This is a genomic window from Actinomadura flavalba DSM 45200, from assembly GCF_000374305.1.
Lineage (GTDB): Bacteria > Actinomycetota > Actinomycetes > Streptosporangiales > Streptosporangiaceae > Spirillospora > Spirillospora flavalba.
On sequence record NZ_KB894095.1, the window covers coordinates 67,993 to 81,107 of the forward strand.

13 protein-coding genes are annotated in these 13,115 nt (G+C 72.0%); 10 read left to right on the top strand and 3 right to left on the bottom strand.

Features of this window, described 5'->3' with window-relative positions; genetic code table 11:
• Positions 1 to 225: 225 nt before the first annotated feature.
• The 7 genes from C229_RS0113475 (at position 226) to C229_RS0113505 (ending at position 6,435) form a co-directional block, all read left to right on the top strand.
• Positions 226 to 1,182 (top strand): alpha/beta hydrolase, encoded by a 957-nt coding sequence (locus tag C229_RS0113475; RefSeq protein ID WP_018655597.1) that lies wholly within the window; start codon positions 226 to 228, stop codon positions 1,180 to 1,182.
• 73 nt (positions 1,183 to 1,255) lie between these two features.
• On the top strand, positions 1,256 to 1,441 hold the full coding sequence (locus tag C229_RS0113480; RefSeq protein ID WP_018655598.1) for a hypothetical protein: 186 nt from the start codon (positions 1,256 to 1,258) through the stop codon (positions 1,439 to 1,441).
• Between the two features lie 128 nt (positions 1,442 to 1,569).
• Entirely contained in the window at positions 1,570 to 1,812 is a 243-nt protein-coding gene (locus tag C229_RS0113485; protein ID WP_026313760.1) for a DUF6411 family protein, read from the top strand.
• A gap of 331 nt (positions 1,813 to 2,143) precedes the next feature.
• Entirely contained in the window at positions 2,144 to 2,941 is a 798-nt protein-coding gene (locus C229_RS30435) for an SAM-dependent methyltransferase (protein WP_155884817.1), read from the top strand.
• 70 nt (positions 2,942 to 3,011) lie between these two features.
• Entirely contained in the window at positions 3,012 to 4,052 is a 1,041-nt protein-coding gene (locus tag C229_RS0113495) for a hypothetical protein (RefSeq protein WP_018655601.1), read from the top strand.
• A gap of 26 nt (positions 4,053 to 4,078) precedes the next feature.
• Positions 4,079 to 4,843 carry a class I SAM-dependent methyltransferase gene (locus tag C229_RS30440; RefSeq protein ID WP_018655602.1) on the top strand — a complete coding sequence of 255 codons (765 nt, stop codon included), beginning with the start codon at positions 4,079 to 4,081 and terminating at the stop codon, positions 4,841 to 4,843.
• A 482-nt stretch (positions 4,844 to 5,325) separates the two neighbouring features.
• On the top strand, positions 5,326 to 6,435 hold the full coding sequence (locus C229_RS0113505) for a serine hydrolase domain-containing protein (protein WP_018655603.1): 1,110 nt from the start codon (positions 5,326 to 5,328) through the stop codon (positions 6,433 to 6,435).
• Positions 6,436 to 6,439: 4 nt separating this feature from the next.
• Here C229_RS0113505 and C229_RS0113510 read toward each other — a convergent pair whose 3' ends face one another.
• Positions 6,440 to 6,715 carry a hypothetical protein gene (locus C229_RS0113510; protein WP_018655604.1) on the bottom strand — a complete coding sequence of 92 codons (276 nt, stop codon included), beginning with the start codon at positions 6,713 to 6,715 and terminating at the stop codon, positions 6,440 to 6,442.
• Between the two features lie 258 nt (positions 6,716 to 6,973).
• Between C229_RS0113510 and C229_RS0113515 the strand changes: the two genes are divergently transcribed.
• Entirely contained in the window at positions 6,974 to 7,732 is a 759-nt protein-coding gene (locus C229_RS0113515; RefSeq protein ID WP_018655605.1) for a crotonase/enoyl-CoA hydratase family protein, read from the top strand.
• Positions 7,733 to 8,386: 654 nt separating this feature from the next.
• Here the strand turns inward: C229_RS0113515 and C229_RS0113520 are convergent.
• Entirely contained in the window at positions 8,387 to 9,832 is a 1,446-nt protein-coding gene (locus C229_RS0113520; RefSeq protein ID WP_018655606.1) for a leucyl aminopeptidase, read from the bottom strand.
• A 930-nt stretch (positions 9,833 to 10,762) separates the two neighbouring features.
• On the bottom strand, positions 10,763 to 10,930 hold the full coding sequence (locus tag C229_RS33575; RefSeq protein WP_018655607.1) for a DUF3117 domain-containing protein: 168 nt from the start codon (positions 10,928 to 10,930) through the stop codon (positions 10,763 to 10,765).
• A 165-nt stretch (positions 10,931 to 11,095) separates the two neighbouring features.
• On the opposite strand from C229_RS33575, the gene C229_RS35350 reads away from it, so the two are divergent.
• Complete coding sequence (locus C229_RS35350) at positions 11,096 to 12,091, top strand: PaaX family transcriptional regulator (protein WP_018655608.1); 996 nt, start codon at positions 11,096 to 11,098, stop codon at positions 12,089 to 12,091.
• Positions 12,084 to 12,869, top strand: coding sequence for an enoyl-CoA hydratase-related protein (locus C229_RS0113535; RefSeq protein ID WP_018655609.1), 786 nt, complete (start codon positions 12,084 to 12,086; stop codon positions 12,867 to 12,869). Before C229_RS35350 ends, C229_RS0113535 begins: the two co-directional genes overlap by 8 nt.
• The last annotated feature ends 246 nt before the right edge of the window (positions 12,870 to 13,115 follow it).

The following is a 13,115-nucleotide window of genomic DNA, read 5'->3' on the forward strand; positions in this document are numbered from 1 at the left end:
GCTCGACGTGCCGGAAACGGCACCGCCGGTGCCGTGGCGGCCGGAGTCCGACGCAGCGGTCCGCGCTTTCACGGCCAGGTTCCGGCCTGCCCGCACGCACCCGGACACAAGCCGTTTCGTGCTGCGTTCCCCGTGCCGTCGCGGCGACCACGAATCGCCGCGACGGCGCGCACCGCTCCCGCCGGCCGGCCCCACCCATGCCCGGCCCGCCCCGAAAGGCCCGCTGTGCCTCGCACCACCCTCTCCGCGCTGGCGGCAGGGCTCCTCCTGCTGACCCTCCTCGTCCCCGCCCTCCCCGCCTCCGCCGCGACCGCGCGCGTCGTCGCCGAGACGTCCGCCGGGCCGCGCGCCCTCGACCTCACGATCGACTCCCCCGCCCTCGGCGGCCGCGCCAAGGCGCGCCTGCTGCTGCCGGCCGGCTGGTCCCGCGACGCCGACCGCACCTGGCCGGTGCTGTGGCTGCTGCACGGCGGCGTCGACGGCTACACCGCCTGGACGCGCGACACCGACGTCGAACGCCTCACCCGCGACGCGGACGTCATCGTCGTCATGCCCGAGGGCGGCCGCTGCGGCAACTACTCCGACTGGTGGAACTACGGGCGCGGCGGATCGCCCGCCTGGGAGACGTTCCACCTCACCGAACTGCGCGGCATCCTCGAACGCGACTACCGCGCGGGCACCGCCCGCGCCGTCGCGGGCAACTCCATGGGCGGCCTCGGCACGATGCTGTACGCGGCCCGGCACCCCGGCATGTTCGGGGCGGCGGCGTCGTTCAGCGGCTACCTGCACACGCTGTACGGGCACCGGCCGGGCGACGCGTCCACCGGCTGGGGACCGTCGCTGTCCTGCCCCGGCACCGACTGGCGCCGCGTCTGGGGCCACCCCGACGCCCAGGCCGCCATCTGGCACGCCCACAACCCCTACGACCTGGCCGAACGGCTGCGCGGCACCCGGCTGTGGATCGCCAGCGGCACCGGCCGGCGGGGGTCGCTCGGCGGGTTCCCCTTCACCGACCCGGTGGAGGCCCGCGCCGTCGAGCACGCCCGCGCGTTCCGCGACCGGCTCGCGCTGGTCGGCGTCCCGGCCACGACGCGGATCTACGACGGGCAGCACACCTGGCCGTACTGGCAGCGGTCGCTGCACGAGGCGTGGCCGATGCTGCGCGAGTCCCTGACGGGCTGACCGTCCGTCCGTGGCCGGGCCGCGTGTCCGGCCACGGACGTTATGCCAGGTCGCTCCCGGGTAGGCCCGCACCATGACCACACCGGAAGAGAACGCGCCGAAGACCACCGACACCGACCAGGTCGTCTTCCGCCCGGACGGCGACCCCGACCAGGAGCCGCGCACGAACCCCGATTCCGACGACCGTCCGGCGGTCGGCGCCGAGTTGCGGGACCGGCTGGCCGAGAAGGGGCTCAGCGAGGACGATCTGACGTCCTGACGCCGCCCGTTCCGCTCCGCCCCGGCGCCGTGGCCGGGGCGTTCGCATGTCAGGGCGCGGGGAAGTGTCAAGCCCGATGTCCGGGGTAGACGGCTTTCGCACACGAAAACGACAATAAGGAGTTGAACATGGTTATCGTCGGGATCGTGGCGGTATGTGCGGTTCTCCTGGTGCTGGCCTTCCTGGTCCCCCGGCTTTCCCGCGGGCCCGAGAACGGCACCAAGCGGGTGCTGGGCGTCGGATCGCGCGCCGGCGGGCAGGCCCCCGGCGGACTCGGACGCCTGCTGAGCAAGCCGTTCCGCAGCTCCTCCAAGGCCGTCGGCAAGAGCGGCCACGGCGGCCGCAAGGCCCGCGACAAGGCCCCGTTCTAACCCCTACGCGAACTTCCGGCCCGTCCCGCCCGAACCCGGGCGGGACGGGCCTTTGCCACCCCGGACGAGCCCCGGCGGCACCGCCGTGTCCACCCCGCACGACGGCGCCGTCCGCGTCGCGAGCGCTGCGGCGCGGGCCGTCCGGGCGGCCGGGGACGGGAGAACGCGCGGGTCAGGGCAGGGGCTTTGCGTGTACGCAAGGGTGCGTGACTGGCGGGGCGGCCCGCCGTCAGGATGGTAGTCGTGCGGGTCGGTCCGACGGCGGGACCGCCGGTCCGCGTTCCTGTTCGCGGCGTCGCAGCGCCACCGGAAGGACGGAAGGTACCGCACCGTGGGATCTGTGCTCAGCGGCATGGAGCGTCCGGTGGAACACGCCGACGCCCTGCGCACGACCGTCCCGAACTCCGCGCGCATGTACGACTACTACCTCGGCGGCAAGGACAACTACGCCGCCGACCGCGCACTCGCCGAACGCGTCCTGGCCCGCGCGCCCGTCGTCGCCGACCTCGTCCGGGCGAACCGGGCGTTCCTGCGCACGACGGCGCGCGACCTCGCCGCGCGGACCGGTATCCGCCAGTTCCTCGACCTCGGCTGCGGGCTGCCCGCCCGCGACGGCAGCGTCGGTGACGTCGTCCGGCGCGTCGACCCGCGCTGCCGCATCGCCTACGCCGACATCGACCCCATGGTCGTCAGCCACGCGCGGGCCCTCGTCGCCGTCGACCCCGGCACCGCCGCCGCCGAGGCCGACGCCCGCGACCCCCGGGCCGTGCTCGCGCACCCCGAGCTGGCCCGGCTGCTCGACCCCGCCGCGCCGATGGCGGTGTTCCTCATGAACGTCCTGCACTTCCTGCGCGACGACGAGAACCCCGGCGGCGTCGTCGCCGGACTCCTCGCCGCGCTGCCGCCCGGCAGCCGCGTCGTGTACACGCACGCCGAGAGCACGCCGGAACTGGACGCGGTCTCGCTGCTCTACACCGAGGCCGACCTGCCGCTCACCCCCCGGCCGTTCGCGGACATCGAGGCGTTCGCGGGCCGCCTCGGCGTCCCGTCCGGCCGGGCCGTGCGGCTGCGGCACTCCAGCGGCGCGGAACTGCCGATCGTCGCGTGCGTCGCCGGAAAGGCCGGCTGACGGGGTCGTGCGCGGACGTGCCGCGCCGCTAGGATCGAGTCCCCGGAAAAGGCCACTCCCAAGGCGAGCGATGACAGCCGACAGCGAGCCGAAACCCCTCTCCGAGATCGCCACCGACATGGGTCTCAACATGTCGGACGTCGCCGCGTTCTCCGGTCTGGACGAGAGCACGGTCTTCCGTCTGTGGGACAACGCCGGCTGGCTCGAACGGGCCAGCGGACGTTCCTTGCAGAGCCTGATGGCGTCCGTTCCGGGCATCGCCGAATACGTCGCCGCCCACGCCGTGGAGAAACGGCGCCGCGCGCTCGTCGCTGAACTGCACGCGCAGGGACTAGAGGTCGACACCGAGGTGCTGGCCCGTTCGACGGTGCCGCGCCAGCACTTGCTGAACGCGCTGGAAGCGGGGCTCCAGATCGTCCGGGGCGACAAGCCGGCGAAGGTCTCGTCGTACATCGCGCGTTTCTGGGGACGCGACCAGGACCGCGCCCTGGAGGCCCTGTACGCCACGCGCGGCGGGCTCCTGAAAGACCCGCACCGGCTCTTCGAGGCGTCGATCGAGGTGGCGCCGCGGCTCAACCAGCGAGCCTATTCGTTCCATTCCATCCTGGCGCTGAACATCCTGACGCACCAGGTCAGCAAGGTCACCGGCACGCAGCACGAAGACCTGGCCTTCCAGACGCCCGGACGCCAGTCGGCGTTCATGATGCGAGGCGTCGTGATGGGCTCGCTGATCAGCACAGGCGACGTCGATCTCGCCGAACGCTACCGCCAGGCGCTGGAATCCACGCCGGTCTACGCGGCACTGGAGGAATGGTCGTTCCCGACCTACACGCGCGACGCCCGCATCAGCCCGGACTTCACGCTGCCGAGCACGCTGACGCTGCGCAACACCGCGCGCGAAGTGCTGCGCGAGGTCGACGGCTACAACGACGCCTACCTCCACTACCTGATGTCGACGTACATTCCGCTGGCATTGACGCGCGACCCCACCTTCGGCGACCGCGTCCCGGAACTGCGGGCCGCGCTCGACCGGCGGAGTGCCTCCATCAACGACCGAAGAATCCGTGAGGCCCGCGACCGGCTGCTGTCGCGGTTGAAGGGCCTGGCCTGATCCTGGCCTGAGAAAGTGGGGGGCCGGTGGACGAGACGACGCGCAACTTCGCGCAGCTCACACGTGAAAGATGGGAGACCAATGCGGCGTACTGGGTGAAGGTCATCCGGGAAAGGCACGACCGGTACCGGACCGAGCTGACCGACCGCGCCGTCCTGGAGGCCGTCGGCCCGTGCATCGGACGGGACGTGCTCGACGCGGGCTGCGGCGAGGGCTACCTGGCCCGCGAACTGGCCGGGCGCGGCGCGCGCGTGACGGGCGTGGACGCCGCGCAGAACCTCGTCGACGCCGCGGCGGCCGTCCCGGTGCCCGGCCCGGGGACGGCGGAGTTCGAGCGGGCCAGCGTCGACGCGCTGCCGTACGGCGACGACGCGTTCGACCTCGTCGTGTGCAACCACCTGTTCAGCCACCTGCCCGAGCCCGAGCACGCCATCGCCGAGTTCGGCCGGGTGCTGCGGCCGGGCGGCCGGCTGGTGATCCTCACGCTGCACCCGTGCTTCTACGTCGCCGACTCCGAGCGCGGCGCGCTGACCGGCATCCCCGCCGAGCAGTACTTCGCGCAACGCGGCATCGACCAGCACTTCCTGGTGGACGGCATGGAGTCGCCCGCGATGATCACCTCATGGCTGCGTCCGCTGGAGCACTACGCTGGAACGCTCCGAGACTCGGGTTTCGTCATCGCCGACCTACGCGAACCGCACCCCACCCCCGACCAACTCCGCGACGACCCGTGGTGGCGCGAAGCCTTCCCGACGGCCCTGTTCATGCTGCTCATCGCCGAACGCCGCTGAACCCAGACCCGCCCCGTCCGTCGCGCCCGACCGGTACCGACCAACGACACCGACCCGACCTCGACCCACCACCGGCCCGAGACACCCTGCCGATAACCGCCTCAGCCCAGCCGCCTGGCTGAGCCAGCCGTCGGTGCCCGCGCCAGCTAAGTCGTACCGCCGGTAACCGCAATGGCAAGCTTTGCTGTCGGCGCCCGCCCCGATCGAGCCATCCAAGTGCAGCCACTGGCTCAGAAGACCAGGTCCATCCGCCCTGGCGAAGCCGACCATCGGTGCCCATGTCGGCTGAGTCGTACCGCCGGTAGCCGCCTTGGCCCAGCCTTGCTGTCGGCGCCCGCAGCGGCTCAACAGCCCAACGGTCAAGCCGAGCTTCCCTCACGGAGCCGCCCTCACAGATTCGCCCCGGCCGAGCCGCGCCATCGGTGGCCGCTCTGTCGGTGGCCGTCTCTACTGTGGGAAACCTCATCGCAGAGGGGGCAGTCATGACGGAGTTGCAGAGCGAGGTCCAGCGCACGCTGGACGCACTGGTCGAGTCGGGCGCCGAGCGTGGCGTGCAGGTGAGCGTGCGGCGGGGCGGGGAGGTCCTGGCGGACGCGGTGGCGGGCGTGGCCGATCCCGCGACGGGCCGCGCGATGACGCCCGGAACGCCGATCTACGGCTGGTCGATCGGCAAGGCCGTGACGGCGACGATCGTGCACATCCTCGCCGACCGCGGCGACCTCGGCTACGACACGCCGGTGGCCGAGCCGTGGCCCGAGTTCGCCGCGCACGGCAAGGGCAACGTGACCGTCCGGCACGTCCTCACCCACACGGCGGGCGTTCCCGGCATCCCGCTCGACACCACCGTCGAGGACGTGTGCGACTCAGCGCGCATGAGCGCGGCCGTCGCCGCCGAGAAGCCGTGGTGGCCCGCCGGGGAGCAGACCGGCTACCACGCTTACACGTTCGGGTACATCCTGGGCGAAGTCATCCAGCGGGTCACGGGCCGTCCCCTCGCGCAGGTGCTCCGCGAGGAGATCACCGAGCCGCTGGGCATCGCGGACGAGCTCTACTTCGGGGTTCCGCGCGCCGAACAGCACCGGCTGGCCGTCCTGGAGGACGCGCCGCCGCCCGCCGACGCTCCGGAAGGCGATCCGTCCGCGGAGATGCCCGCCGACCTGCCCCTCTTCCGCTCGGCGCCGATGGAACTGTTCCCGGCGGCGGAGATGGGCAACCGTCCCGACGTCCTCGGAGCGGACATCCCGGCGGGCGCCAAGACGTCCGCCCGCGCGATCACGGCCCTCTACGACGCGCTGCTGACGGGCCGCCTCGTCTCCCCTGCGCGCCTGACCGAGGCGACGTCCGTCGCGGTGAACGGCATCGACCAGGTCTTCGGCAACCCGGTGCGGTGGGGGCTGGGCTTCGCGCTAGGCTGGCCGGTCGAGGGGGACGAGACGCTGACCGTCTTCGGCATGGGCGGCGCCGGCGGCAGCTACGCGGCGGGCGACACCGCGACGGGCGTCTCGGTGGCCTTCACCAAGAACCGCCTCTCACCCGACTTCGCGACCACCGCCCAGGTCCTCGACACGGTCCGGGCCCACCTGCCCGCCTGACGCGTCAGACGTCCCCGGGCAGGCGGCGGCGCAGCCGCAGCGCCGAACCCTCGACGGCGACGAGCCACAGCTTCTCGGGAACGGGCGTCCCGGCCGTGGTCATGTAGGCGGCGACCCACAGCACGTCGTCCTCGACGAGCTGCGCCGCGCTCTGCGAGTCATCGTCGAACAGCAACGGCCGCGGCCGCTCCGCGAGCCGCTCGACCTCCCCGTCGACGCTGACCACGCTGCCCGGATACAGATGCGAGTTGACGGCCCGAAGCGTCGTCTCTTCCTCCATGCCCGACCGTTACCCACACCGCCGCCCCCGCACAACGCGACAGGCTCGCCCGTCACCGATCCCCACCCGTTTCAGGGGCGCGGGTTTCCCTTCGTCCCGTGCCCAGGCACCGAGACCCACCCACGATGACCGCTGAACGCGGAGCGTGCGAGACTCGCCGGGAACAAGGCGGCGGAGCCGATGCGCGACGTGGACTCGTTCCCGCAGCCGATCGGGCGACGCGCCGCGCCTGCGCGACCTGTTGGGAGAGGGACGCCGATGAGCGTGCTCGTCAGCCGCGAGGGACCGGTCACCCTGATCGGCATCGACCGCCCGGAACGCCGCAACGCCGTCGACGGCCCGACGGCGGCGGCCCTCGCGGACGCCTTCCGCGCCTTCGACGCCGACCCGGACTCCGTGGCGGCCGTCCTGTACGGCACGGGTGGCACCTTCTGCGCGGGCGCCGACCTCCGCGCCCTGGCCACCGAGGACGGCAACCGCGCGTCCCCGGACGGCGACGGCCCGATGGGCCCCACCCGTCTGCGCCTCACCAAACCGGTCATCGCGGCGGTGAACGGCCACGCGGTGGCGGGCGGCCTGGAACTGGCCATCTGGGCCGACCTGCGCGTGGTGGAGGAATCGGCCGTCTTCGGCGTCTACTGCCGCCGCTGGGGCGTGCCCCTCATCGACGGCGGCACCGTCCGTCTCCCCCGCCTCATCGGCCACAGCCACGCCATGGACATGATCCTGACGGGCCGTCCCGTGCAAGCGGACGAGGCACTCCGCATGGGCCTGGCCAACCGCCTGGTCCCCGAAGGCAAGGCCCTGGAGGAGGCAACGGCCCTGGCCGCGACCCTCGCCGCCTTCCCCCAGACCTGCCTCCGCGAAGACCGCGCCTCCGTCCTCGCCCAATGGAACCTGGACGAGCCCACCGCCCTGGCCACCGAATGGACCCACGGCGAACGCTCCCTCTCCGCCGACGCCCTGACCGGCGCCGCCCGCTTCACCGCAGGCGAAGGCCGCCACGGCACCTTCTAGCCGAACACACAAGACAAGCGACCCAACCAATGCCACTCAGCCGGACGCCCCCAGGCACGGCAGAGCCCGCACACCACAGCCGACACCAGCCGCAGCACGCCCCGCAAGCACGGCGACAGAACCGAGCCGCGCCGCCGGCACCACCCATGAAACGCCCCGCAAGCAAGATGGGAGCCAAGCGGCGCGGGGCCACGCGGTGGTGGCGGTTCGGCGAGGCCGCCGTCGCCGCCGTCCCCGTCGGTGGGGCTGCTGGACGGCGCAAACCCGCATCCCACCGCTGGGACAGCCCCGCAGGCGCCGTCGCAAACCGGTCGACCCTCCCGGCGCAACCAGCAGGCCACTCCACAGGCGCGGGCAAGCACGGGCGGGCACGACCAAACGCGGGCGGGCACGGGCAAGTGCGGGCGGGCACGGGCAAGTGCGGGCGGGCACAGGCGAGTGCGGGCGGGCACAGGCGAGTGCGGGCGGGCACAGGCGAGTGCGGGCGGGCACAGGCGAGTGCGGGCGGGCGCGGGCGCGGACGAGTGCGGTGCGGCGCGGTGAGAAGGAACCAGCGGTGAGAAGGGACCATGTGGCATAGCCGGTGCCATGCCGCCAATGGGATACCTCCGGGCAGGCGCAGCGGTGCGGAGCCGGATGGCGGGGCCGGTGCCGCTAGCTGGACGCCTCCGTGAGTGCGGTGAGAAGAAGCCGGGTGGCGTAGCCGGTGGCGCCCTTGGACAGTTCACCGGAATCGGACGTCGAGCGGCCGGGACCGGCGATGTCCAGGTGGGCCCAGGCGCGCGAGCCGGTGAACTCCCGCAGGAACAGCGCGGCCGTGATGGAACCCCCGCCGTACCCGGGCTTACCGGTATTGACCAGGTCGGCGACGTCGGAGTCGATCGCGGGACGCAGTTCCTCGCTCAACGGCAGCCGCCACAGCGGCTCGCCCGCCGCCTCACCCGCCGCCACCAGCGTTTGCGCGAGGGTGTCGTCGTTGGCGAACAAGGCACCGTGCCGCAGCCCGAGCGCGACCTTCGCCGCCCCGGTCAGCGTCGCGACGTCGATCATGACGTCGGGATCGAGTTCGGCGTCGGCGTAGGCGAGCGCGTCAGCGAGGACGAGCCGACCCTCAGCGTCGGTGTTGAGGACTTCCGACGTCTTCCCGCCGAAGTGCGTGATGACGTCACCGGGCCGCATGGCCGAGCCGGACGGCATGTTCTCGGCGGCGGCGACCAACCCCGTGACACGGTCGCGAACGCCCAGCTCCCGCAGCACGCTCATCACCGCAAGCACTACCGCGCTGCCCGCCATGTCGGTCTTCATCGTCATCATGTTGGCGTTCGGCTTGAGCGAGAGTCCGCCGCTGTCGAACGTGATGCCCTTGCCGACGAGCACGACATGCCGCTCGGCGTCACCCGGGTCGTAGCTCAGCTCGATGAGCCGCGGCGGACGCGGCGAACCACCACCCACGGCCAGCAGTCCCCCGAACCCGCCGTCGGCAAGCTGCTTCTCGTCACGGACGGCGACCGTCACCCCTGCGGCCGCGCCGATCTCCCGCGCCTGCTCCGCGAGCCACGACGGGTCCTTCTCACTGGACGGCGTGTTCGCCAGGTCGCGCGCGAGCGCGGTGGCACGGGCACGCGCCGTGCCGAGCGCGACGGCCTCGGCGGCATCCCCCTCTTCGGTGAGGACAAGGATGGTCGCCGGTGCTGTCCGCTCAGGCGCCTTCCCGATCTTGAAGCCGTAGGTGGCGAGAAGCGCGCCTTCGGTGAACGCCGCCACGTGCCCCGGGACGCCCACCGCCAGAGACGTCCGCCCCTTGGCCCGCCGCGCGAGCGCCGCACCCGCCTTGCGCAATTCGGCCGGAGAAGCCTCCCCGACCCCGTAAAGCAGCAGCTCCCGCACCTCACCGCCGACCCGCACCGGCGTCGCGATGACCTCCCCGGCCTCCCCCTTGGCACGGTGCAACGTCAGCAGTTCGTCCAGCGTGAACGGCAACAACGCCGCGATCTCCGCCGCCGGAGCCTCCGCCCCGACCCGCACCGGGACGGCGAACAACTCGGCACCGGCCTCGGAAAGCTTCCCCGCGACGGCACGAACCTCGGTCGTGATGGGCATCAGCGCCCCTCCCCCAAGCATCAAACAGCGACACCAGATCCTTTCAGCCCCCACCCCCACCACGCCAACCACCCGACAGCCCACCACCCTCACGTACGAAGATCAAGGTTCCCCCACTTGCCGACCTAGCGAGGGTCGCGTGCCCTTGCGCCTGCAGAATTCAATAGCACGCAGGCACGCAGGCACGCAGGCACGCAGGCACGCAGGCACGCAGGCACGCACCAAGATCCAACCACCGGCCCGAACGCCCCGGCGCAACCACCAACGCTCGCTCACAGACCACGCCCCGACCCAAAGGCGCAACACCGACTCCACACCGTTCACACGACCGAGGGCACAAGCCACGCCTCGAAAGCCAACCACCCACAGCGGAGGCAACCCTCACACACGAACACAGTGCGAAAACACACGGCACCTGCGGCCTAAGACCACAAGCCCCACCCCGTGAGACACGCCACGTTGGGCGCGCCACGTTCGGTACGCGCGCACCAACGGCTACGGATCACATGCCATGCATCATGACCCATGAGTGCGCGATGGCCTCGGCTCCTTGATACCCGTGCAAGTGAACGCAGACATGAGCGTTGCGCGCAGACGGTGCGCGCCGAGGTGAGCAACGCACGAACGTGGACGGTGCGCGCGTGAGCGGTGCGCATGGCCGGTGCGCATGGCCGGTGCGCACGCGGACCGGCTGGTGCTGGGTAAGCGGGGCGTGACGACCGCGACGCGCCGGACGCCGACGGGCGGGTGCGCAACGGCGGACGTTGCTTGGACTTGTAGGCGCGTGATGCGTGATCTATGGGCGCGATGTCCGGTCTTGCAGGTGTGGGAGTGCGTGCGGAGCCAGCGGGTGGGGTGGTTGTGGGGCGGAAGGCGAAGGCCCCGGCAGGAGTGGAGCGCCGGGGCCGTTCACCGCAGGGGACGGAGGTGTCAGCCCACGACCTGCTTGAGGGCCTCACCGAGGTCCTTGGCCTCGTCGGCGGACAGCTCGACCACCAGGCGGCCACCGCCTTCCAGCGGGACCCGCATGACGATTCCGCGGCCCTCCTTGGTCACTTCGAGCGGACCGTCTCCCGTCCGCGGCTTCATCGCCGCCATGCGTGCATCCCCTTCCTGCCTCGGGCCTTGGGCCGCGCGGGCCGCCGGCACCGTTGGCCGCGTGGCCTCCGGTTCGCCTTCGCGTCTGTATCTGTAAGGTCCATTATCTCGTCTTCCGGGCGCGAAGTGGTAACGATCAGCAGCCAGATAGGAAGACCGGTACATATGAACGCTCGATCGGCGCTGTTCGACCTGTACGGCGATCACCTCCGCCGACGGGGCGGCTCGGCTCCGATCAGCGCGCTCGTCGCCCTCCTGGGCGCCCTCGGGATCGCCCCGCCCGCCGTCCGCCAGGCAGCGTCGCGGATGGTGCGGCAGGGGTGGCTGGAACGCGCCGACGGCTACCGTCTGACACCCCGCGCCACACACCGGCTGGACGAGGCGGCCCGTCGCATTTACCGCGATCTGGAGCCGTGGGACGGCTACTGGGACGTGCTCGTCCTGCGCCGAGTCCGCGACCGGGCCCGCCGTGACCGCTTGGCGGCGGGGCTCACCTACCTCGGCTACGCGCGGCTGGAGGAGACCACCTGGATCGGCCCGCGCGCGTCCACGGAGGTCACCGGCCTGCTGGCTGCCGAGGCCGTCCACGCCGACCGCTTCCGCTCGGCCCTGGACGGCGACCCCCGCGCCTTGGTCCGCCGCGTCTGGAACCTGGACGCCCTCGCCAACGCCTACACCCGCTGGCTGGACGCGGTTTCGGCACCGGACGGCCTTGCTGACGTGGGGGCCGACGGGAACACGACCGGGCTCATCCCGGCATCGGCTCCGCCGCCGAATCGACACCCCGGTGCGAGGCGCGCAGACGACATACCCACCGACGCCAGCCCGGCGACGACCACGGACTCCGAAGCTTCGCCAAACGGCCCAGCAGGAGTGGCAGCAGCCAAGGAGGACACCGGTGGAGGCGCTTCTGCGTCGCTTCATCCGGGGTGGGTAAGGACGGACGAGCAGGCGTTCGCGACGCGGACTCGCCTCGTGCACGAGTGGCGGAAGTTCCTGTTCGAGGACCCCGGCCTGCCGGCCGAGCTGCTTCCGGAGGGATGGCCAGGATCAGCGGCGGCACGGAGATTCGACGCCGAGGCCGCGCGCCTCTTGCCGGGGACGGCACGGTTCGTCGATCGTTGCTTGAGAGCGGCCGAGAGGAAGGACGACGATGTCTGACACGGTGCTGTACGACGTGACCGACGGTGTGGCAACGATCACACTCAACCGGCCGTCCGCGATGAACGCACTGACGGCCGAGATGAAGGCCGCGCTGCGCGACACCGTGGACCGGGCCGCGAGCGACACCACCGCGCGGGCCGTGATCCTCACCGGCGCCGGCCGCGCCTTCTGCGCCGGTCAGGACCTCCGCGAGCACGCCGACAACCTCGTCGCCGGACGCGGTCTCAACAACACGGTCCGCGACCACTACAACCCGATCGTCCGGGGGATCACCGCGCTGCCGAAGCCCGTCGTGGCAGCCGTCAACGGCGTCGCCGCCGGTGCGGGGGCCGGGCTCGCGTTCGCCTGCGACCTGATCGTCGCCGCCGACAGCGCCCGGTTCGCGACGGCCTTCACCGCCATCGGCCTCGCCCCCGACAGCGGCATGTCGTGGACGTTGCAACGTCTCGTCGGCCGTGCGAAGGCCACCGAGCTCCTGCTCCTCGGCGAGCGGATCGACGCCGATGAAGCCCACGCCCTCGGTCTGGTCAACCGTGTCGTCCCCGCCGACGGCCTGGCCCCCGCCGCCGTCGAACTGGCCCGCCGCCTCGCCGCCGGGCCCACGGCCGCTTACGCCGCCGTCAAAGACGCCCTCGCGTTCGCGGCCACCAACGATCTGCCATCGTCGCTTGAACTGGAGGCCGACCTGCAGGACCGCTGCGCCGCCACCGACGATCACCGCAACGCGACCGAGTCTTTTCTGAACAAGCAGACGCCCACCTTCGAGGGCCGCTGAGCCGATCCTGCGCGCCAGCCTGCGTCCCGCACCCATTCCGGACTCCTCTCGTCACCGACCGCCCCAACGGCGGCACGAGAGGATGCTGGCCCGGCCCGCAAACCCCAGCGCGACCGAATCTGATTCTGTGGATAACCCGATGGGCTGGCCGAGAGCGTGGGAGCACCGAGCGGCAGGGCGCTCACGGCCGCAACACGTGGTCACGCCGCAGAGGTGAAAGCGCGCGAAGGACGCCCGGCGTCCTGT